The following is a 20,471-nucleotide window of genomic DNA, read 5'->3' as shown; positions in this document are numbered from 1 at the left end:
CGCGGCGTACCACCGCGCTTGCGATCGCTCCTACCTAATGGTCGCGACCCGCTGCGCGCGGCGTACCACCGCGCTTGCGATCGCTCCTAGAGCGCGTTACCGCAGGGCCGCGAACGCGAATTCACGCAACCCGTCCCACGGTGCGACGGCCGCCCGGAAACCCAGCACGTCGGCGGCTCGGGCGGGGTCGGCCACGATGTGGCGCACGTCGCCGCTGCGGTACTGGCCGGTGACCACCGGTGCCAGGCCGGAATCACGTGCCTCGCACAACGCGTTGGCCACGTCGAGGATCGAAATCGGTTGACCTGAGCAGACATTGGCTGCGGTGAAGCCGACCTGGTCGGCGTCGAGCCGATGTGCCGCGGCCAAGTTCGCCGCGGCGATGTCGTCGACGTGAATGAAGTCACGCATCTGCCCGCCGTCCTCGAAAACCTTGGGCGGCTCGCCCCTTTCGAGCCACGAGCGAAAGATGGCCGCCACCCCCGAATACGGAGTGTCACGCGGCATGCCGGGGCCGTAGACGTTGTGGTAACGCAAGGCGACCACCGAACCGCCGGTGGCCTCCGCCCACGCCAGCGCATAGTGCTCCTGCGCGGTCTTGCTGGCCGCGTATAGGCTCCGAGGCCGCAGCGCCGCGTCCTCGTCGACGAGTTGCCAGGAGACCGATTCTGCACAGACCGGACAGCGGTGTTCGAAGTTTCCCGCGTCCAGGTCGCTGCGCCGCCGCGGCAACGGCTCGACCGGTCCATGTTCCGGGCACCGGTAGCGCCCCTGTCCATAGACCACCATCGACGATGCCAACACCAGCCGCGACACCCCCGCGGCGAACATCTGAGCCAGCAATACCGTGGTGCCAAAGTCGTTGTGGCCGCCGTACTCTGGCGCGTCAGCGGCATTCACGCCGGCTCCCACCATCGCGGCCTGATGGCACACCAGGTCGACACCGGCCAACAGCGGTGCCAGCGCGTCGGCGTCGCGAACGTCGACACGGTGGCAGCCGTCCGGCAGCTGCGGATCAGGTCCGTGCGCGGCGGGCAGCAGGACGTCGACTCCGACAACTTCGTGGCCCGCCGCCCGCAGCGCCACGTCCACCCGCGACCCGATGAAACCGGCCGCACCCGTCAGCAGCACCCTCATGGCAACTCGAACGGCAGCTCGACGCCGATATGTGGCAAGCAGTGCGTACACGTTCGTTCCTCGGCGACCCTGACGATCGCGGCCTGCACCAGGGCCTTGAGCGCCTCGATGTTCTTGCCGAAACTCGCGAACACCTCAGAGGCCTTCACGCCTTCGCCGACCGCAACTCCGGCATCCACATCCGTCACCAAAGCTATTGCCGCATAGCATATTTCAAGTTCACGGGCGAGTATCGCCTCTGGATATCCGGTCATGTTGACCAGACTGAACCCGGCGGAAGCGAACCACTGACTTTCAGCACGGGTGGAGAACCGGGGGCCCTGGACCACCACCATGGTGCCGCCATCGACAACTTCGGGCAGCTCGGTGACGGCGGCGCGCAGCGTCGGGCAGTACGGATCGGCGAACGAGGCGTGCACGCCCCCGGAGTCGAAAAAGGTGTCGGTACGACCGCGGGTCCGATCCACCAGCTGGTCGGGCACCACCACCGTGCCCGGGCCAAGAGCGGGGTTCAGGCTGCCGACCGCACACGGCGCCAGCACCCGTCGCACGCCCAGAGCGCGCAGTGCCCACATGTTGGCCCGATAGGGCACGGTGTGCGCCGAGTACTGGTGCTGTGCGCCATGGCGTGGCAGGAACGCGACTTCGTGCTCCCCGAGGTAACCGATCGTGATCGGGCCACTGGGCTGACCGTACGGGGTGTCCGGAATGACGACGCGCTCATCGGACCCCAGAAAGGTGTAGAAGCCGCTGCCGCCGATGACTCCGAGCATTCGCCCATTGTGGTGCATAGGGCAGGATGCCTTCGTGGCCAGTTTCGCGCAGTGGGTGTCCGGGGCACGTCCACGTACCCTGCCGAACGGGGTGGCGCCCGTCATCGCCGGCACCGGCGCCGCCGCATGGCTGCACTCTGCCGTCTGGTGGAAGGCGCTGTTGGCGCTGGCCGTGGCGATCCCGTTCGTGATCGGCGTGAACTACGCCAACGACTACTCCGACGGCATCCGCGGCACCGATGACGAGCGGGCCGGACCGATGCGGTTGGTGGGTTCGCGGCTGGCATCGCCGCGAGCGGTGCTGACTGCGGCACTGGTGAGCCTCTTCCTGGGCTCGCTGGCCGGTCTGATCCTGTCGCTGTTCAGCGCACCGTGGCTGGTCGGGGTCGGCATCCTCTGCGTCATCGGCGCCTGGCTGTACACCGGCGGGGCAAAGCCCTACGGCTACTCGGGCCTGGGCGAGGCCGCGGTCTTCGTGTTCTTCGGCCTGACGGCGGTTCTGGGCACCCAGTTCACCCAAGCGTTGCGGATCGACTGGGTCGGCTTCGCACTGGCGGTGGCCGTCGGTGCGCTGTCATCGTCGGTGCTGGTCGCCAATAACCTGCGGGACATACCCACTGACACAGAGTCCGGAAAGATCACCCTCGCGGTGCGCCTGGGCGACGCGCGCACCAGAGTGCTCTACCACGCGCTGCTGGGCTTGGTGGCCGTCCTGACGCTGGTGTTGATGATCGCGACCCCGTGGTGCGCCGTCGGACTGGTGGCCACCCCACTGGCGTTGCGCGCCGACCGTCCCATTCGTTCCGGCCGCGGCGGCACGGAGTTGATCCCGGTGCTGCGTGACACCGGACTGGCCATGGTGGTCTGGTCGATCGCCGTAGCGGCGGCTTTGGCGCTGGCCAGCTGAGCTGCCTACGGTGCATCGAGGGTGCGCCGTCGGCGCTTCGTCGCCCTGAGCGCACACTCAACGTGAGGTTCGAGAACACATCAACCTAGGACGGGTATGACCGAGATCGGCACGATCAGTGGGCCCCAGAGCATCGGCATGCTCAGCGTCGGGGCGTACCGCCCTGAGCGCGTCGTCACCAACGCGGAGATCTGCGAAAAGATCGACTCGTCCGACGAATGGATCTACTCCCGCACCGGCATTAAGACCCGCCGCTTCGCCGCCGCAGACGAGTCGGCGGCATCGATGGCCGCCGAGGCCTGCCGACGCGCGCTGTCGAACGCCGCGCTGAGCGCGGCCGACATCGATGGCGTGATCGTCACCACGAACACGCACTTTCTGCAGACGCCGCCGGCCGCCCCGATGGTCGCCGCTTCACTCGGCGCCAAAGACGTTCTCGGGTTCGACATCTCAGCGGGCTGCGCCGGCTTCGGGTACGCGCTGAGCACCGCGGCCAACATGATCCGGGGCGGCGGCGCCGCGAAGATGCTGGTGGTCGGCACGGAAAAACTGTCGCCCACGATCGATATGTACGACCGCGGGAACTGCTTCATCTTCGCCGACGGCGCTGCGGCGGTGGTCGTCGGCGAAACGCCGTTTCAGGGCATTGGCCCGACCATCGCGGGCAGCGACGGCGAGCAGGCCAACGCCATCCGGCAGGACATCGACTGGATCACCTTCGCGGAGAATCCGAGTGGTCCGCGCCCGTTCGTGCGGCTCGAAGGGCCGGCCGTCTTCCGGTGGGCGGCGTTCAAGATGGGCGATGTCGGTCGGCGCGCGCTCGAAGCGGCCGGCGTCGGACCCGATCAAATCGACGTGTTCGTCCCGCACCAGGCGAACACCCGAATAAATGACCTGCTGGTCAAGAACCTGAAGTTGCGACCGGACACCGTCGTCGCCAACGACATCGAGCACGCGGGCAACACATCGGCGGCGTCCATTCCGCTGGCCATCGCGGAACTGATGGAAACGGGTGCCGCCCAACCCGGCGATCTGGCGCTACTGATCGGCTACGGCGCGGGTCTCACCTACGCCGCGCAGGTGGTGCGGATGCCACTGCACAGCGACGCAGTTAGTTAGTCCTCGTTCGGCTTCTCTTCGCCCGCGGGCACCTCGACGGCCACCGCTTCACCGCGCAACCGGGCCCGTAACTGGTCGCGCTCACGACGTCGCTGTTCCCCCATCGCCGAGAGTGCGGCGGTGGCACGCCGGCGTAGCGGGCCGAACACCCATATCCCCAGCGGCATGGCAATGATCAGACCGCCCAGTGCGGCCACCAGCAGCGGGAAATCGCTGACCCCGATCAGCCGGGCGAGGCCGTAGATCGCAGCGGTGACCACCACCACCAACAGCAGGCGGGCTGCTGAGTACGCGATTACGTCGACGACCGCTCGCGCACCCGTCGAGCCACCAGTCGTCTTGTCGCGAGGCGCTTCTGACACAGCCTGAGCCTACGGCGCGGGTATATTTGCAAACAGGAGGTGTCGAGTGCTTTACCTGTTCGTCGTTGTAGTCCTTGGGACGATGATCTACGTCGGCTGGCGTGCCGCGCGATCGCAGACCAGTCCACCCAAGTCTCGCGTTGTCGGGCCCGACGACGATCCGGAGTTCCTCCGCCGGTTAGGCGACAACAAACCTCGCTGACGGCCTCGGTGATAAAGGGCCCTAAACGAAGTTGGGGTTCGACCGCCGCTGATCGCCCGGGAAGCCATCGGCAACTACTGCCGCCAACTCGATGAGGGCCTCGCGGGTTTCCCTCGTCAACCGCTCCAGGCTGATCTCGGCGCCTTCCTCGAGATGCGGGTCGAACGGCACCACCCGCACCGCGCGGCAACGCCGGGCGAAGTGATCGATCACCTTCTGCATGTCGACCTTGCCGGCGCGTGGCCGTACACCATTGATGACGGTGATCGAGTTGCGTACCAGGTCGTCGTGGCCGTGCGCGTCCAACCAGTCCAGGGTGGCCGAGGCGCTGCGAGCGCCGTCGATGGAGCCCGAGGCGACCACGATCAGCACGTCGGACTTGGCCAGGATCGCCGTCATCGCCGAATGCAGTAGCCCGGTGCCGCAGTCGGTGAGCACCAGGCCGTAGAACCGGTCCAGAAGGTCCTGGGTGCGCGTGTAGTCGTCGCCACTGAATGCCTCGGATACGGCCGGGTCGCTCTCGGAGGCCAGCACTTCCAGACCGTCGGGGTTCTGCGACGTGTAGCTGCGTACATCGCTGTAGCGGTCGATGCTTTCGGCGTCCCGCAGGAAGTGACGCACCGTGGCGGGCGTCTCCAGCGGAACCTTCTGGCTCAGTGTGCCGCGATCCGGGTTCGCGTCCACCGCGATCACGCGGTCACCGCGGACCGAGGCGAACGTCGATCCCAGCGTCGCGGTGATGGTGGTCTTGCCGACGCCGCCCTTCAAGGACAGCACCGCTATCCGGTAGCAGCCGCGCAACGGCCGATTGACCTGGGCAACGCGGTTGTTGTGTCGAGTCGCACGAGGGCTCTCACCCAGGTTGATCAGTTGGCCCGACAGCGTATAGAGCGCACGGCGCCATCCTTCCGATGGCGGCGGCTTGACCGGCCGCAGCAGCACGGATGTGGACAGCTCCGGGTAGGGCGTCTGCGGCAGCGGCTCCGGGCGGAACTGAGGACGGTCCTGGTTCTTGGGGCCTTCCGGCGGACCCGGGTAATAGGCGCCGTACGCGGTCGGGTCGACTCGCGAGATTCCTGTCACCGGTCCAGTGGTGGGTCCGGCATCCCACTGGGGCCGCTCGGCGGACCCGATGGGCTGGGGCGGCGGAGCCATACTGGCCGTGCCTGCGGTGGGGTCGGCGGGCGGCGAGATCCGCCGCTCGGTGCGGAAACCGGAAAACGCCCGGGTTGGCGCCTCAGCCGCGGCTTCCGCGGGTGGTTCACCCGTACGAGGCGCCACCTGCCGCTCCACTGTCGGCTTGTTCGGACTCACGTTGGCGTCGCCACTTTCGGCAAAGACCCGCGCCCCGACGCCCGGCGTTGGATGCTCCGACACTCGCAGTCCCCCTTTGGCCCTTTGCGGCCCCTCTTGCCCAGCTTGCCCGGGTTGATTAACGATCAGCCGACGCCCGCATAGGAGTGCAGGCCGACCGTAACCAGGTTAACGAAGAACAGATTGAAGACCATCGCGACGAAGCCCGCCACGTTGATCCAGGCGGCCTTGCGATCCCGCCAACCTGCCGTTGACCTGGCATGGAGGTATGCCGCGTACACAACCCATGCGATGAAGGACACTGTTTCCTTCGGGTCCCAGCCCCAGTAACGACCCCAGGCTTCTTCCGCCCAGATCGCCCCGAAAATCACGCCGAATCCGAATACCGGGAACGCGAAGATCGTCGTCCGGTAGGCGATGCGGTCCAGCGTCTGAGCATCAGGGAAGCGCTGCACCAATTGCGCGAGCTTGCCTTCGGTCTCCGGGTCACCGAAGCGCGAGGTGCGCAGCAGAAACAGGATGCTGGAGATGCCGGCAACCAGGAAAACCCCCGAGCCGAGGCTGACCACCGAGACATGGATGGGCAGCCAGTAGGACTGCAGGGCCGGCATCACCGGTGCGGCGTTGGCGTAGAGCCAGCGACCGGAGACGGTCAGCAGGATCAGGATCGGGAGCAGCAGGAAGACCCACAGTGGGCGGTATTGCGGGCGGCGTAGCACGACGGCACCGGCGATCAGCCCGGACATGCAGGTCAGGTTGATGAACTCGTACATGTTGCCCCACGGCACCCGCGTGGTGGCCAGGCCGCGCAGCACGATGCAGGCGAACAACAGCCCGATGCCGAGGTAGAGCACGGCCAGACCGGCCCGGCCGACGCGCTCGTCCATCGGTCGCCGTGGCGCGTCCGCCACGATCCCGGGGGTGGTGCTGTCCTTGGAGACGGAGCCGGCAACCGACCCGGCCATCGACAGTTCACGCTGCTCAACCTTACGGCCGCGGACGTAGGCCAACTCGTAAGCCAGCAACAGCAGCGCTACTACCAGCGCCACCACTGCCGAGGTGAACGCCCAGTCGGAGTAGCGGGCCAGGCCGATATTGATGTGCTGGGTGTTCATAGGGCGTCCACTTTCATTTGGCATCCACCTTGGTGCTTGTCTTGGCGGTGCTCGCTTCGGCGAGGTCGCCGTCGGGGGCTGCGCCGAGCCCGGCGAGCAGTCGCTCGGAGAGTCGCTCGAACTCGTCGCCCCATCCCGAGTTGTCCGTTCGTGCCAGGCCGCCCAATTCGACTTGGACGGTACCGGGAATGTCGGTTTGATTGCCGGGCGTGAGCCGAACCCATACCCGCCGACGGCGCACCAGCAGCGACACCAGCAGCCCGGCCATCATGCTGATCGCGAAGGTCAGCACGAAGATCTGACTCGGGTCGTGGGACACCTGCAGGTTGACGAAGGGCACAGCGCCGTCGAACCGGACGACGGTGCCGGCGCCCGGGCCTTGGTCGATGCGCACCTGCTCCCCGACCCGCAGGTTCACCCGCTTCTCTTTGGTCAGGCGGCCCTGTTCGATCAGCCGATGGTCCAGGTTGAACAGGGATTGTGGCCGCCCCGTGTCCAGGCCGGTGTCGCCGCGGTAGATGTCGATGGCCACCGCCGGGTCGTTGAGTGCCGGAAAGCGCGACGACAGCAGGGCGCCGTCCAGTTGCTGGGTCGGCGCCAGCAGGCCCTGGATGGCGATCTGGTGTTTGCGGCGCTCCTCGGCGGTGGGATAGCTGCCGGCCGGCGGATCGATGCGGGCCACGCCCGAGGACAGCAGGGTCTGCGGGTTGTCGGGTCGCCACTGCACGGTCGAGGTGCGGGTCTGCCCGTTCGGGAAGGTCACCGTAAAGGTGGGCGCATAGCCGTGACCCTGCAGGTAGACCCGGTCACCGCCGATGCGCAGCGGGTGATTGACCTCAAGCCGGTAGGGCCGCCAGTTATTGGCGGTCAGGTCGTCGCCGGCCTGGTAGGCGATATTCGCGGCGAACGAGGTGGCCTGCCCGGACGGCAGGTAGTGTGCCTGAAAGTCGTTGACCCGCAAGCAAATCGGATGTAGCGATGTCCCGTCAACGGTGTTGCCGGCCCGGAATGAGTCGAAGACGGCGGGTGACGCGGAGCAGAACCCCGGCCCCCCGTCGGCAATGACGATCACATTGCCCTCGTAACCGAACAACTTGCCTGCGGCGACGGCGACCAGTAATCCCAGCAGTGAGAAGTGGAACACCAGGTTGCCGAACTCGCGCAGATAGCCCTTCTCCGCGGAAATCTCCACCGACTCCGGGACCGCGTCGCTGCGGTGTCGGATCGCAGTACGCCAGCCACGTAGCCTGCCGACGATGGCGTTTGCCAGTGCGTTGAGATCCTCGGGCTCGCCGGCGAGCTCGGACGACGCGTGCTTGGGCAACCGGGACAGGTTGCGCGGCGCGGCCACCGGCGTGGCCCGCAGGCTGCGGGCGTGCTCCACGATGCGCGGGGTCAGGCAGCCGACCAGGGACACGAACAGCAGCACGTAGATGGAGGTGAACCAGAAGCTGGAGAACACGTCGAAGGCCTGCAGTTCGTTGAGCCAGGGGCCGATCATCGGGTGCGCGCTCAGGTATTCGTCAACCTTGCCTGCGTTGAGGCTGCGCTGCGGCAACAACGCCCCGGGAATCGCCCCGAGCGCAAGCAGAAACAGCAGTACCAGCGCGGTGCCCATCGACGTCAGCGACCGCCACGTGTTGCGGGCCCGGGACAGCACGGCCGTGAGCACTTGTGGCGCCATCAGATCGGCAACCTGACGTCGGAGACGAAGGCGTCGCGCAGCCAGGACACCACGTCGTTCCACACCCCGGTGACCAGCGCGAAGCCGACCGCGATCAGCAGCGCACCACCGAAAATCTGTATTGCTCTGGTGTGCCGGCGCAGCCAGCCCAACCCGGCAACCGCCTTGGCCGAACCGAAAGCCAGCAGCACGAACGGGATCCCCAGCCCCAGGCAGTACGCGATCACCAGCGCGATCCCCCGCGCCACATTCGCGCCGTCGGTCGTCGAGGCAACGGTGATCACCCCGGTCAGCGTCGGCCCCAGACAAGGCGTCCAACCGAGCGCGAAGACCGCGCCGAGCAGCGGCGCACCCGCCACCGTCGTCAACTGCCGCGGGCTGAACCGGGCCTGGCGCTGCAAGGCAGGAATGAGGCCGACGAACACCAGGCCCATCACGATGGTGAGCACTCCGCCGACGCGCTGCAACAGCAGTTGGTTGGTGATCAGCGTGGTGGTCATGCCGAGCACGACGACGGTTCCCAGCACGAACACCGTGGTGAACCCGGCAACGAACAGCGCGGCCGATCCGGCAACCCGCCACCGGGTGGCCGGCGGGGCTTTGGTCGGGGCGTTACCGCCGCCGACGGACTCCGCTTCGTCCACCCCGACCACCGCCGCCAGGTAGGACAGGTAGCCGGGCACCAGCGGCACCACGCAAGGCGAGGCGAACGACACCAGACCCGCCAGCAGGCAAGCGCCGAGTGCCACCACCAGTGGCCCGGCGGCGGCTAACTGGGCGAATCCCGTCATTGCGGTCCTGACGGCGGAGATTTCGCCGCTGACGCAGGCTCGGCAGCCACCCGCTGAACCACCGGCAGCAGATCCTCGGCCAGCAGTTCGCGCAGGATCACCGCGGCGACCCGATGCTGACGGTCCAGCACCAGCGTGGACGGGATGACGGTGGTCGGATACTTGCCGCCGAATGCGATCAGGGTTCGCATCGACGGGTCATAGATCGACGGGAATGTCACGTGCCGGTCGTTGACGAAGTCCTGGGCAGCCTCGCGGCTGTTGTCACGGACGTCGATACCGAGGAAAGACACTCCGGCGCTGCGGGTTTCGTCGTAGACCCGCTGCAGTTGGGTAATCTCGGCACGGCACGGGCCGCACCACTGCCCCCAGACATTGATGACGACGACCTGACCCGGAAAGTCGTCGACCGACACGGTGCGCGCGGGGTCGGTCAGGTTCGGCCCGGACAGCGGTCCCGGACGCCCCCGACTGCTGGGCGGGTCGTAGAAGATGTCCGTCTTGCCACCCGGGGACACGAACTCGAAGGTGCCGCCTTGGGCGACGGCATCCTTGCCGGAGCACGCCGTCACGGAGCCGGAGAGCAATCCCGCCGACACCGCCGCGACGATAACCCACCTCCGGGGGCCCGATGCGCTGCAGATCATCCGGCCGCCGGTTCGGAATACTCCACATCGACCACCTGATCGCCGTCGTAGACCAGCGTCGTCACCGACGCCAGCCCACATTCCCGGCTGCGCGGGTCGTGCCAGAGCCGCTTGCCGCTCTTGTGCATGCGCAGCGTCCAGACCGGCAGTTGGTGGCTGACGCACACCGCCTCGTGGCCCGCGGCGCGCGCCCGCGCCTTGTCCGCCGCGGTAGCCATCCGTTCCGCGATCTCGACGTACGGTTCGCCCCACGACGGCTTGAACGGGTTGCGTAGCTGCCACCAGAACCGCGGGCTGCGCCACGCACCGTCTCCCGGGCCCATCGGCTTGCCCTCGAAGAAGTTGGCCGATTCGATCAGGTCGGGGTCGGTGTCGACCGGCAGGTCGTGCCGAGCGGCGATCGGCGCAGCGGTCTCCTGGGCCCGTTGCAGCGGCGAGGCGATCACCGCGACGATGTCCCGGTCGGCCAGGAAGTCGGCGACCTTGCCCGCCTGCGCCACGCCGTTCTCGGACAGCCGGAATCCGGGTATCCGGCCGTACAGGATGCCGGTGGGGTTGTGCACTTCGCCGTGACGGATCACGTGCACCCGGGTTGTTTCGGCCATCAGGCTTTTTCCTCCTGTGCCTGCGCGGCCGCTGCGGCGGCACCAGGCAGAGCGTCGGCGATTCGGTTGAACGCGGTGTCGTCGAGCGCAGCCGAGACGAACCACGCCTCGTAGGCGCTGCACGGCGGATAGACACCCGCGTCGAGCAGAGCGTGAAAGAAAGGGGCATAACGCCAGGTCTGGCTTGCGCGTGCGGAGGCGAAGTCGGTCACGGGCGTCTCGGCGAAAAACACGCTGAACATGTTGCCGGCGCGCGGAATCTGATGTGACACACCGGCATTCGTCAGAGCCTCGGCCAGCAGCGCGGCCAGGCGGTCGGCGTTGGCGTCCAGCGCGGCGTACACCGCGTCGTCGGCCGCGCGCAGTGTCGCCAACCCGGCGGCCATCGCCACCGGATTTCCGGACAAGGTGCCCGCCTGATACACCGGGCCCAGCGGCGCCAGGCGCTCCATCACCTCGGCCCTACCTCCGAACGCCGCGGCCGGCAGACCGCCGCTCATCACCTTGCCGAAGGTGAACAGGTCAGCGGCAACGGGATCGATTCCGTACCAACCACTTCGGCTGACCCGGAAGCCGGTCATCACCTCGTCGGAGATCAGCAACGCGCCATGCTCGGCGGTGATCGCGCGCAGCGCCGCGTTGTAGCCGGGACCCGGCGGGACGACACCCATGTTGCCGGGGCTGGCCTCGGTGATCACCGCCGCGATCTGGTCGCCGAATTGCCTGAAGCTCTCGCGCACCGCGTCGATGTCGTTGTACGGCAGCACAATCGTGTCGGCCGCGGCCGCACCTGTCACGCCGGGCGAAGACGGCAGGCCCAGAGTGGCCACGCCCGATCCCGCGTCGGCCAGCAGCGCGTCCGCATGACCGTGGTAGCAGCCGGAGAACTTGATGATCTTGGGCCGGCCGGTGAATCCGCGCGCCAACCGGATCGCGCTCATGGTGGCCTCGGTGCCGGAGTTCACCAGCCTGATCCGCTCCACCGCCGGCACCCGCCCGATGATCTCGGTGGCCAGGTGCGTCTCGGCCGGTGTGGGGGCCCCGAACGACAGCCCGTGCGCGGCGGCCTTGGCGACGGCGTCGACGACGGCCGGGTGCGCGTGGCCCAGGATCATCGGACCCCACGAGCAGACGAGGTCGACGTAAGTGTTGCCGTCGGCGTCGGTGAGCCGGCACCCCTGTGCTTCGGTGATGAAACGCGGGGTGCCGCCTACCGCGGAGAACGCGCGTACCGGGGAGTTGACCCCGCCGGGAATGACCGCGCAGGCGTCGGAGAACAGCTGCGCCGAGACGCGCGTCTGCGCCGTTACCTGGTCAGTCCCCATGACGACTAGTGTCCCAGCCCCCGTGACCTCTTCAACTACAGGGTGTAAGAGTTGCTCATGGAATTTCCCCAGGCGTTGGCCCGCTTCAACAAGAAGGTCACCAACCCCATCCAGCGCAGGTGGGCCGGCCGGATCCCGGGGCACGGCATCATCGAGCATGTCGGCCGGCGCTCGGGCAAGGCGTACCGCACACCCCTGATGGCCTTCAACACCGAGATCGACGGTCGGCCCGGCGTCGCAATCATGTTGACCTACGGTCCGGATCGGGACTGGCTGAAGAACCTGACCGCGGCCGGGGGCGGACGAATGCAGCGCCACGGCAAGAATTTCGGCGTCACCGACCCACGGGTCGTGTCTAAGGCCGAGGCGGCAACGCATGTGGTCGGCGGCGCGCGGCGGATCTTCAAGCGGCTGCCGTTCGAGCAAGCGGTACTGCTGACAAAGACTTAGGAGCGGTCGCCAGCGCGGCCGTGACGATCGCAAGCGCGGCGAAGCCGGGCGCAGCGGGCCGCGACCTTTAGGCTAGGTGATGCAGGTCACCAAAATCCTGGAGCGCTCGGTCGGGCTGCGCGGCAGTGCCGGCGCGAACGCTCTGGTAAATTTCGCCGGCCACACCGTGTCCCTGGTGGCGCTCGTCGCTGAACGGGACGGCAGAGAGGTGGTCGGGTGCGCGTTCAACTCGATCGGTCGGTTCGCCCAGGGCGGAATCCTTCGCGATCGGATGATCCCCCGAGTCCTCGAAGCGCCCCCGGACGCATTGCTGGACGACGCGGGCCACCTCGATCCGGCGGCGCTGCTGGCCTGCGCGCTGCGTGACGAGAAGCCCGGCGGACACGGCGATCGGGCGGCGGCCGCGGCCGCGCTGGAACTGGCGTGCTGGGATCTCAACGCCAAACTCAACGACGAACCGGCCTACGCGACCATCGCGCGGCACTTCCGCAGGGATCCGGCTCCGACTGTGCCGGTCTACGCCGCGGGCGGCTATTACTACCCGGATCGCGGCATCAGCGACCTACGCGACGAGGTGCAGGGCTACCTCGACCTGGGCTATAACGCGGTCAAGATGAAGATCGGCGGCACGGCGCGCGACGATGATCTGGCCCGCATCGAGGCCGTCATCGAGGTGATCGGCGACGGCGGGCGCGTTGCGGTGGACGCCAACGGCCGATTCGATCGCAGCACCGCGACCGCCTGGGCAGCAGCCTTGGCGCCGTACGGCCTGCGCTGGTACGAAGAGCCCGGCGATCCTCTCGACTTCGACCTGAACCGCGCGGTGACCGACTGCTACGACGGCGCGGTCGCCACCGGTGAAAACCTGTTCTCGGTGCCCGACGTGACCAACCTGGTCCGCTACGGCGGCATGCGCCCGGGCCGCGACATCTTCCAGATGGATGCCGGCCTGTCGTACGGATTGTCCGAGTACGCACGGATGCTCGACGTGCTCGAAACACACGGTTTCGATCGCCGGTTCGCGTTCCCGCACGGTGGCCATCTGATCAACCTGCACATCGCCGCCGGACTCGGTCTGGGCGGCTGCGAGTCATACCCGGGTGTGTTTGCGCCGTTCGGCGGCTACTCCGACGGTTGCGCGCTGGGTGACGGCAGGATCGCGCCGCCGGATACCGTGGGATTCGGACTGGAGCACAAGCCGGGCTTAGCCGAGGCGATTGCCGAGCTGACCGCTTAGGAGCACAGATGAAGATCGCGATAATCGGTTGTGGTGCAATGGGTTCCGTCTATGCGGCCAAGCTGGCCGCGGCGGGAAACGATGTTGCGGTCATCGACAGCTATCAGCCCGCCATCGACCAGATCGCCGAATACGGGCTGCGTGTCAGCGGTCCCGGTTACGACGAAACCGTACGGTTGCGGGCCAGCACCGTTGCGCCGGCCGAGGCGATGGATTTGATCGTGCTGGCCGTCAAGGCTGCTGACGTCAAAACTGGCGCCCAGCAAGCACTTCCAATGCTGGGTGCTGATACCCCGGTGCTGACCATCCAGAATGGACTGGGTTCGGCGGATACCGTCGCCGGGGTGGTGGGCGACCAGCGCGTCGCCGTCGGGATCGCGAGCGGGTTCGGAGCCGCGCGGCTGGCGCCTGGGCATGTGCACCACAACGCCATGCGCGCCATGCGTTTCGGCGCCTACTCGTCGTTGCCCTACGACACGGTCGAGTCGATTGCGAAGGTATGGACGGGGGCCGGCTTCGACGCCGACGCGGTCACCGATATCGCTGCGATGCAGTGGGAAAAGCTGATCTGCAACGTCGCGTACAGCGCGCCGTGTGCGCTGACCGGAATGACGGTCGGTCAGGTGATGGAGGACGCGGAGATGGGGCCGGTCAGCCGTGCCGCGGCGACGGAGGCGTGGCGCGTGGCCTACGCGTCGGAAATCGATATCGACGTCGTCGATCCCGTCGAACATGTCCGGGCCTTCGGCGCCGGGATGCCGGATGCGAAACCGTCGGCGCTGCTGGACCACGAGGCACGCCGGGTCAGCGAGATCGACGTCATCAACGGCGCGGTGCCGCGGCAGGGCGAAAAGGTGGGCATGTCGGCACCGGTGAACGCGACGCTGACCGCGCTGGTCAAGACGGTCGAGCGGCAGTGGCGTTAGCCCGGCGGCGAGCCAGTACGAAGTACAGCGCGACCACGACTACCCAGGACAGCAGGCTCAGCCACAGCTGACTGCGCGCGGCGTGGTCGAACGCCATCTGCACCAGCACCGCGACGATTCCGACCACTGTCAGGATCGACAGCACCGGGAAGAACCACATCTTCACCCGCAACTCTTCGGCAGGTGTGCGCCGCCGCAGCACGATCTGGGACAGGCCGATCAGCAGATAGACGAACAGGATGACGGCGCCAGATGAGTTGAGCAGGAACAGAAAAACCGTATTGGGCGACAACCAGGCCATCAACACACAAAGGAAGCCCACCACCGACGAACTCAGGATGGCGATCGCGGGAACGCCGCGCTGACTGAGCTGTACCAGCTGGGGCGGCGCCTCCTGCCTGCTGGCGAGCACGAACAGCATCCGCGACGAGGTGTACAGACCGGAGTTCAAACACGACAGCACCGCGGTCAGCACCACCGCGTTCATGATCTGATCCGCGCCCGACAAACCCATGTGCTTGAGCGCGGCCACGAATGGCGATGCGCCGGATTCCATTGATTCCCAAGGGGAGATCAGCACCAGCAGCAGGACCGAGCCGACGAAGAAGAACACGATGCGCGCGACCACCGACCGCGTCGCCCGCGCGATGGCGCGCTCCGGATCGCGACTCTCAGCGGCGGCAATGGTCACCACTTCTGAGCCCACCATCGAGAAGATGACCACCACGATCGCGGCGAACACCGCGCCGACACCTTTGGGAAAGAACCCACCGTGCGAGGTCAAGTTGGAGAGATCCAGATGCCGACCGGGCCACAGCCCGAACACGAACGCCGTCCCGACGCCCAGAAACACGATGATGGCCGCGACTTTGATTCCGGCGAACCAGAATTCGAACTCACCGAAGGAGGACACCGAGAAGAGGTTGGTTGCGGTCATCAGCACCATCAGGCACAGCGACAGCAACCACAGCGGCGCGTGAAACCAATAGTTGAGCACCTTGCCGCCGGCGACCGCCTCGAACCCGACGACGATCACCCAGAAATACCAGTACAGCCAGCCGACCGAGAACCCTGCCCAATCACCCAAAGCCGTTGCCGCGTAGTCGGAGAACGCCCCCGTGGACGGGTTCGCCGCCGCCATCTCGCCCAACATGCGCATCACCAGGATGATCAGCACTCCGCACAGCGCATAGGTCAGGAAGGTGCCGGGACCCGTCGCACGGATTACGACCCCTGACCCGACGAACAAGCCGGCGCCGATCACCCCGCCGATGGCGATCATGTTGAGCTGGCGCTGCGACAACCCTTGGCGCAATTGCGGAGTGCTGGCCATTTTGATTCCTTTATGGCCAACCACAGCACATCCGCGGTTAGCGCACCAGCCTCGGCGTCAGCGGCCCCTCACTGAGCAGAGACGGCAGCGAACCGAGTCGCCGGCGGCTGCTGCTGCCCGTTCGGGTGCTGCCACAGACCCCGGCGCTCCAGCAGTGGCAGAACGCCCTCGCCGAACCAGTAGGCCTCTTCCAGGTGCGGATATCCCGACAGGATGAAGTGATCGATGCCTAGTTCCGCGTATTCGGCGAGCCGGTCGGCGACTTCGGCGTGCGACCCGACCAATGCGGTCCCCGCGCCGCCACGGACCAGCCCGACCCCGGCCCACAGATTGGGCGCGACCAGGAGCTTGTTGCCGTCGCCGCCGTGCAACTCCAGCATCCGCCGCTGGCCCTCCGATTCGGTACGCGCCAGGCTGGCCTGTACCCGTTGCACATCCGCGGGATCGATACCCGCCAACAACCGGTCGGCCTCCGCCCACGCCTGCTCGGAGGTATCCCGGCTGATCACGTGAATCCGCAACCCGAACTGCAGTTTCCGGCCCTGATCGGCTGCCAGCCCGCGCACCCAGTCCAGCTTCTGACCGACCGCCGCCAGCGGTTCACCCCAGGTGAGGTACACGTCGGAATACTTGGCCGCGACCGGCCCGGCAGGTCCGGACGAGCCGCCGAAGAAGACCGCGGGCACCGGGTCCGGCCGGTTCGTCAGCGCCGCTGCATCGACCTGAATGTGCTCTCCGGCGAAGGTCACCGGCTCAGATGAGCTCCACAGTTCGCGCACCACGTGCAGGAACTCTGCGGTCCGGGCGTACCGGGCCTGCTTGTCCAGATAGTCCCCGTAGGCACGCTGCTCGTGTGCTTCACCGCCGGTGACGACGTTGAGCAGTAGCCGGCCGTCCGAGTGCTTCTGGAAGGTGCCGGCCATCTGCGCCGCCAGGGTCGGACTGATCAGCCCGGGGCGAAACGCGATCAAGAACTTCAGCGTCTCGGTGCCCTCGATCAGCATCGCCGTCGTCAACCAGGCGTCCTCGCACCACAATCCGGTGGGCGTCAGCACCGCCTCGAAGCCGTTGATTTCGGCCGCCGCACACACCTGGCGCAGGTACTTCAGCGTGGCCGGGCGGTCGCCACGCATGGATGTACCGTGCCCACCCGCAACCAGGTTGCGCGAATCGCCGTAGGTCGGCAGAAACCAGTGAAATGCCAAGCTCATTGATAAGTTCTCTTTCGCCTCAAGTCCAACGGTCGATCATCTTTGACCCGAGTAGCCCGCACGAGGGTTCTAACCTGCGGGATTAGATATCGAAAAACGAAACGATGATCACGCCGCCGTTACGAGTGCCTTGCAATACGGCGTGGCACGGGCGTCAAAACCCCGTTCGCCCGGCATCATTGACCATCGTGGCCGACCTGACCCGCCGCTCGGTGCTGCGCATGGGTGCCGGCGCCAGCGTCGCGGCGGCCGGCGGATGGGCGCTCGGCGCCCTGCTGGATCCACTGAGCGCGCTTGCGGCGCCATCGGCACCGGCCCCCTTTGATCCCCCGACGGCGGGCAAGACCCTGCCGACCAAGCTCACCGGCTCGTTCGTGTCGGCTGCCCGCGGCGGAATTCCGACCAACTGGGTGATCGCCATGCCGCCCGGCCAGACCAAGATGCTGCGGCCGGTGATCGCGCTGCACGGCAGGGACGGCGACGCCAACACGATGCTGGAAAACGGCGTTGAGGACGCGTTGGCGCAATTGGTCAGCGAGGGCAAGCCGCCATTCGCCGTGGTCGGCGTTGACGGCGGTCCCAGCAGCTACTGGCACCGGCGATCCAACGGCGAGGACTCCGGCACCATGGTGCTCGAAGAACTGCTGCCGATGCTGACCGCGATGGGCATGGACACTTCGCGGGTCGGATTCATGGGCTGGTCCATGGGTGGGTACGGCGCGCTGCTGTTGGGTGCCCGGCTAGGGCCGGCTCGCACCGCCGGCATCTGCGCGATCAGTCCGGCCCTCTACATGACCTACATCGGCAGCGATCCCGGCGCGTTCGACAGCGTCGAGGACTGGAACCGCAACACGGTGTTCGGCTTGCCGGTGCTGAACTCGATTCCACTGCGCATCGACTGCGGCCTGAGCGACCGTTTCTTCTTCTCCTCGAGCCAATTCGCCAGCCACCTCCAGAAACGCCCGGCAGGCACCTTCTCCCCCGGCGGTCACGACGTCGATTACTGGCGTGCGCAGCTGCCCGGTGAGCTGGCCTGGATGGCGACTTGACCGAACCAGAAACACCCAGCCCGCCCCGCCCCGCGGAGCGCATCCCCCGGGCCCCGTTTCGCCCGGACATCGAGGGCCTGCGCGCCATTGCGGTGATCGCGGTCGTCCTCTATCACGCCGGCCTGCCCGGCATCGGCGGCGGCTACATCGGCGTCGACGTCTTCTTCGTCATCTCCGGCTTCCTGATCACCGGTCTGCTCTGGCGCGAGGTCTCCGCCACGAAAACCGTTGCACTGGGCAGCTTCTACGCCGCCCGCGCCCGCCGCTTGCTGCCGGCGGCGGCGACCGTCGGCGTCGTCACCGCGATCACCGCGGCCGTTGTGCTACCCCCGCTGCAGGCCCGCCGGGTGTTCGTCGACGGCATCGCCAGCATGTTGTACGTCGGCAACTACCGATTCGCCGCCCAGGGCACCGACTACATGATCTCGGACTTACCGCCGTCACCGTTCCAGCACTACTGGTCGCTGGGGGTGGAGGAACAGTTCTATCTGGTGTGGCCCGCCCTGATCATCGGCACCGCGTGGCTGGTCGGCCGGTTCCGTCGCACCGCGGTGTCCAGCGCCACGCCGTACGCGGCACTCCTGGCACTGGTGGGTGCCGCGTCACTGGCGGCAGCCGTGATCTGGACCCACACCTCGCCGCCCTGGGCGTTCTTCTCACTGCCCACCCGGGCCTGGGAGTTGGCCGCCGGCGGCCTGGTGGCTCTGACCATCGAACAGTGGCGGCGACTACCGCTGCTACCCGCGACGATCGCCGGCTGGGGCGGGCTGGCGCTGATCCTGCTGACCTGCACCCAACTGGGCCCACACACGCCCTACCCGGGCACCTCAGCGCTGCTGCCGGTGCTGGGCACCGCGCTGGTGATCGGGGCCGGGTGCGTCACCGGCGGCATGGGCGTCGGCCGGGTGCTGTGCCCGCCGGTGATGCGCGCGATCGGCCGGGTGTCGTACTCCTGGTACCTGTGGCACTGGCCGGTGCTGCTGCTCCTACCGCCGCTGTTGGGTGACCCGGGTGGCCTGCCCGGCCGTCTGGCAGCGACGATGGTCTCCGCGGGGCTCGCGGTGATCACCATGCACGCCGTCGAGAACCCCGGCCGGTTCGCCGCGGCGTTGCGCCGATCCGCCAAGCGCAGCCTGGCCGTGGCCGGAGCGGCCAGCGGAGTTGCCGCGTGCGCGTGCGCGCTGCTGTTGACCGCCGTGCCTGCGCCGGTAGGCCACGGCGCCGCCGCCCCGCAGGCCAAGATCGTCGCGTTGCCCCCCGCTTCCGACCCCCAGGTCAGCCCCCAGGAAGCGGCTGTCCGCCAAACGTTCCAGCAGGCGCGCAAGATGCTTGCGGCCTCGGCGGGTCTACGCGCCATCCCGTCCAACCTGAATCCGTCGCTGGCCGTGGCGCCCGGCGACAAGGCGGCGGTGTTCGTCAACGGCTGCATGCGTTCCTGGCGTGATGTCGGGCAAAGCGAGTGCGCGTCGGTTCCGGGGCCGGCTGGCAAGGACTCGCGCACGGTCGCGCTGATCGGCGACTCGCATGCCGCCATGTGGGAACCGGCCCTGCAGCAGGTGGCCGAGCAGCGGCACTGGCGGTTGGAAACCATGGCCAAAGTCACCTGCCCGTTCCTCGACCTGCCGATCGTCAGCCCCTACCTGGGCCGCAAGTACACCGAGTGCGAACAGTGGCGTGGCGAGATCATGGGCAGGTTGATGACCGAGCGTCCGAAGCTGGTGGTGCTCAGCATGAGCCGCCGCTATCACGACGATTTCAGCTTCGCCTCCTACGACCGCGCGTGGATCGACTCACTAGCCCTGGTGGTGACGACGCTGCGCGGGATGGGGTCCGACGTGTTGGTGCTGGGTCCCGTCGCCGACCCCACTTCGTCGGCACCGACCTGCCTGTCGGCGCACCTGGACGACGCCGGCGCCTGTGCGCCGCAGCGGTCGGTCGCGGTCAACGGCGACGGCATCGCTGCCGAACAACGCGCGACTACCGAAGCCGCCGGGTCCTATGCGGATCTGACCGACCTGTTCTGCACGCCGGACCGCTGCCCGATGATCGTTGGCAACACATTGGTGTTCCGCGACGACAACCACGTCACCACCGAGTACGCGCAGCTGTTGGCGCCGGTGATCGGTGCGCTCGCCGACCGCGCCCTGTCCGAGTGACCGAATCGGTCGAAATAGTTACCGACTTTTCCCCCAAATGAACCTCGCGGCGACCACGAACGTGGTCCAATTAAAGGGATTTGGAGGTTTGAGATGAGTCCGATGCTGGTGGTGGTGCTGAGCGCAGC

At 67.3% G+C, this 20,471-nt stretch carries 19 protein-coding genes and 1 pseudogene; 8 read left to right on the top strand and 12 right to left on the bottom strand.

The window, feature by feature from the left end:
- Positions 1-96: 96 nt before the first annotated feature.
- Positions 97-1,137, bottom strand: a complete 1,041-nt coding sequence (locus tag ACZY1I_RS00605) for an NAD-dependent epimerase/dehydratase family protein (RefSeq protein ID WP_463752363.1) — start codon at positions 1,135-1,137, stop codon at positions 97-99.
- Positions 1,134-1,910 carry an S-methyl-5'-thioadenosine phosphorylase gene (locus ACZY1I_RS00600; protein ID WP_463752362.1) on the bottom strand — a complete coding sequence of 259 codons (777 nt, stop codon included), beginning with the start codon at positions 1,908-1,910 and terminating at the stop codon, positions 1,134-1,136. The genes ACZY1I_RS00605 and ACZY1I_RS00600 overlap by 4 nt, the downstream gene beginning before the upstream one ends.
- A gap of 34 nt (positions 1,911-1,944) precedes the next feature.
- Here ACZY1I_RS00600 and ACZY1I_RS00595 point away from each other — a divergent pair.
- Together ACZY1I_RS00595 and fabH are read left to right on the top strand one after the other, a co-directional pair.
- A pseudogene (locus ACZY1I_RS00595) lies at positions 1,945-2,819 on the top strand (1,4-dihydroxy-2-naphthoate polyprenyltransferase); the annotation flags it as partial.
- A 94-nt stretch (positions 2,820-2,913) separates the two neighbouring features.
- Positions 2,914-3,936, top strand: coding sequence for a beta-ketoacyl-ACP synthase III (gene fabH, locus ACZY1I_RS00590; protein ID WP_463752361.1), 1,023 nt, complete (start codon positions 2,914-2,916; stop codon positions 3,934-3,936).
- Here the strand turns inward: fabH and ACZY1I_RS00585 are convergent.
- A complete protein-coding gene (locus ACZY1I_RS00585) occupies positions 3,933-4,298 on the bottom strand; it encodes a DUF4229 domain-containing protein (protein ID WP_463752360.1) in 366 nt (121 codons plus the stop codon). The genes fabH and ACZY1I_RS00585 overlap by 4 nt on opposite strands.
- 46 nt (positions 4,299-4,344) lie before the next feature.
- On the opposite strand from ACZY1I_RS00585, the gene ACZY1I_RS00580 reads away from it, so the two are divergent.
- Complete coding sequence (locus tag ACZY1I_RS00580; RefSeq protein ID WP_463752359.1) at positions 4,345-4,500, top strand: hypothetical protein; 156 nt, start codon at positions 4,345-4,347, stop codon at positions 4,498-4,500.
- A gap of 21 nt (positions 4,501-4,521) precedes the next feature.
- Here ACZY1I_RS00580 and ACZY1I_RS00575 read toward each other — a convergent pair whose 3' ends face one another.
- The 7 genes from ACZY1I_RS00575 to hemL form a co-directional block, all read right to left on the bottom strand.
- Positions 4,522-5,877, bottom strand: coding sequence for a MinD/ParA family ATP-binding protein (locus tag ACZY1I_RS00575; protein ID WP_463752358.1), 1,356 nt, complete (start codon positions 5,875-5,877; stop codon positions 4,522-4,524).
- A 62-nt stretch (positions 5,878-5,939) separates the two neighbouring features.
- Entirely contained in the window at positions 5,940-6,929 is a 990-nt protein-coding gene (gene ccsB, locus ACZY1I_RS00570; protein ID WP_463752357.1) for a c-type cytochrome biogenesis protein CcsB, read from the bottom strand.
- Positions 6,930-6,942: 13 nt separating this feature from the next.
- A complete protein-coding gene (locus ACZY1I_RS00565) occupies positions 6,943-8,613 on the bottom strand; it encodes a cytochrome c biogenesis protein ResB (RefSeq protein WP_463752356.1) in 1,671 nt (556 codons plus the stop codon).
- Positions 8,613-9,404, bottom strand: coding sequence for a cytochrome c biogenesis CcdA family protein (locus ACZY1I_RS00560; RefSeq protein ID WP_463752355.1), 792 nt, complete (start codon positions 9,402-9,404; stop codon positions 8,613-8,615). Before ACZY1I_RS00560 ends, ACZY1I_RS00565 begins: the two co-directional genes overlap by 1 nt.
- Complete coding sequence (locus ACZY1I_RS00555; RefSeq protein WP_463752354.1) at positions 9,401-10,051, bottom strand: TlpA disulfide reductase family protein; 651 nt, start codon at positions 10,049-10,051, stop codon at positions 9,401-9,403. Before ACZY1I_RS00555 ends, ACZY1I_RS00560 begins: the two co-directional genes overlap by 4 nt.
- Positions 10,048-10,656, bottom strand: coding sequence for a histidine phosphatase family protein (locus ACZY1I_RS00550; protein ID WP_463752353.1), 609 nt, complete (start codon positions 10,654-10,656; stop codon positions 10,048-10,050). Before ACZY1I_RS00550 ends, ACZY1I_RS00555 begins: the two co-directional genes overlap by 4 nt.
- Positions 10,656-11,981 carry a glutamate-1-semialdehyde 2,1-aminomutase gene (gene hemL, locus ACZY1I_RS00545; protein ID WP_463752352.1) on the bottom strand — a complete coding sequence of 442 codons (1,326 nt, stop codon included), beginning with the start codon at positions 11,979-11,981 and terminating at the stop codon, positions 10,656-10,658. Before hemL ends, ACZY1I_RS00550 begins: the two co-directional genes overlap by 1 nt.
- 57 nt (positions 11,982-12,038) lie before the next feature.
- Between hemL and ACZY1I_RS00540 the strand changes: the two genes are divergently transcribed.
- The 3 genes from ACZY1I_RS00540 to ACZY1I_RS00530 all read left to right on the top strand — a co-directional run bounded on the left by ACZY1I_RS00540 (position 12,039) and on the right by ACZY1I_RS00530 (position 14,594).
- Entirely contained in the window at positions 12,039-12,431 is a 393-nt protein-coding gene (locus ACZY1I_RS00540) for a nitroreductase family deazaflavin-dependent oxidoreductase (RefSeq protein WP_463752351.1), read from the top strand.
- Between the two features lie 79 nt (positions 12,432-12,510).
- Entirely contained in the window at positions 12,511-13,668 is a 1,158-nt protein-coding gene (locus ACZY1I_RS00535; protein ID WP_463752350.1) for an enolase C-terminal domain-like protein, read from the top strand.
- Positions 13,669-13,676: 8 nt separating this feature from the next.
- Entirely contained in the window at positions 13,677-14,594 is a 918-nt protein-coding gene (locus tag ACZY1I_RS00530; protein ID WP_463752349.1) for a ketopantoate reductase family protein, read from the top strand.
- On the opposite strand, the gene ACZY1I_RS00525 is transcribed toward ACZY1I_RS00530, so the two are convergent.
- Positions 14,566-15,927 (bottom strand): amino acid permease, encoded by a 1,362-nt coding sequence (locus tag ACZY1I_RS00525; RefSeq protein ID WP_463752348.1) that lies wholly within the window; start codon positions 15,925-15,927, stop codon positions 14,566-14,568. The genes ACZY1I_RS00530 and ACZY1I_RS00525 overlap by 29 nt on opposite strands.
- 68 nt (positions 15,928-15,995) lie before the next feature.
- Positions 15,996-17,138, bottom strand: coding sequence for an LLM class flavin-dependent oxidoreductase (locus ACZY1I_RS00520; protein WP_463752347.1), 1,143 nt, complete (start codon positions 17,136-17,138; stop codon positions 15,996-15,998).
- Positions 17,139-17,359: 221 nt separating this feature from the next.
- Between ACZY1I_RS00520 and ACZY1I_RS00515 the strand changes: the two genes are divergently transcribed.
- A complete protein-coding gene (locus ACZY1I_RS00515) occupies positions 17,360-18,187 on the top strand; it encodes an alpha/beta hydrolase (RefSeq protein WP_463753438.1) in 828 nt (275 codons plus the stop codon).
- A complete protein-coding gene (locus ACZY1I_RS00510) occupies positions 18,184-20,343 on the top strand; it encodes an acyltransferase family protein (protein WP_463752346.1) in 2,160 nt (719 codons plus the stop codon). Before ACZY1I_RS00515 ends, ACZY1I_RS00510 begins: the two co-directional genes overlap by 4 nt.
- The last annotated feature ends 128 nt before the right edge of the window (positions 20,344-20,471 follow it).

The organism is Mycobacterium sp. IDUB_37 (assembly GCF_055419245.1).
The sequence above is the reverse complement of the archived record's forward strand: the minus strand, read 5'-3'. Positions and strand labels throughout refer to the sequence as shown.

What these genes read in the sequence shown, in the direction of transcription:
- ACZY1I_RS00605 (WP_463752363.1), bottom strand. Translation starts at nt 1,137, where the DNA reads ATGAGGGTGCTGCTGACGGGTGCGGCCGGTTTCATCGGGTCGCGGGTG.
- ACZY1I_RS00600 (WP_463752362.1), bottom strand. Translation starts at nt 1,910, where the DNA reads ATGCTCGGAGTCATCGGCGGCAGCGGCTTCTACACCTTTCTGGGGTCC.
- fabH (WP_463752361.1), top strand. Translation starts at nt 2,914, where the DNA reads ATGACCGAGATCGGCACGATCAGTGGGCCCCAGAGCATCGGCATGCTC.
- ccsB (WP_463752357.1), bottom strand. Translation starts at nt 6,929, where the DNA reads ATGAACACCCAGCACATCAATATCGGCCTGGCCCGCTACTCCGACTGG.
- ACZY1I_RS00565 (WP_463752356.1), bottom strand. Translation starts at nt 8,613, where the DNA reads ATGGCGCCACAAGTGCTCACGGCCGTGCTGTCCCGGGCCCGCAACACG.
- ACZY1I_RS00560 (WP_463752355.1), bottom strand. Translation starts at nt 9,404, where the DNA reads ATGACGGGATTCGCCCAGTTAGCCGCCGCCGGGCCACTGGTGGTGGCA.
- ACZY1I_RS00555 (WP_463752354.1), bottom strand. Translation starts at nt 10,051, where the DNA reads ATGATCTGCAGCGCATCGGGCCCCCGGAGGTGGGTTATCGTCGCGGCG.
- ACZY1I_RS00550 (WP_463752353.1), bottom strand. Translation starts at nt 10,656, where the DNA reads ATGGCCGAAACAACCCGGGTGCACGTGATCCGTCACGGCGAAGTGCAC.
- hemL (WP_463752352.1), bottom strand. Translation starts at nt 11,981, where the DNA reads ATGGGGACTGACCAGGTAACGGCGCAGACGCGCGTCTCGGCGCAGCTG.
- ACZY1I_RS00540 (WP_463752351.1), top strand. Translation starts at nt 12,039, where the DNA reads ATGGAATTTCCCCAGGCGTTGGCCCGCTTCAACAAGAAGGTCACCAAC.
- ACZY1I_RS00535 (WP_463752350.1), top strand. Translation starts at nt 12,511, where the DNA reads ATGCAGGTCACCAAAATCCTGGAGCGCTCGGTCGGGCTGCGCGGCAGT.
- ACZY1I_RS00530 (WP_463752349.1), top strand. Translation starts at nt 13,677, where the DNA reads ATGAAGATCGCGATAATCGGTTGTGGTGCAATGGGTTCCGTCTATGCG.
- ACZY1I_RS00525 (WP_463752348.1), bottom strand. Translation starts at nt 15,927, where the DNA reads ATGGCCAGCACTCCGCAATTGCGCCAAGGGTTGTCGCAGCGCCAGCTC.
- ACZY1I_RS00520 (WP_463752347.1), bottom strand. Translation starts at nt 17,138, where the DNA reads ATGAGCTTGGCATTTCACTGGTTTCTGCCGACCTACGGCGATTCGCGC.
- ACZY1I_RS00515 (WP_463753438.1), top strand. Translation starts at nt 17,360, where the DNA reads ATGGGTGCCGGCGCCAGCGTCGCGGCGGCCGGCGGATGGGCGCTCGGC.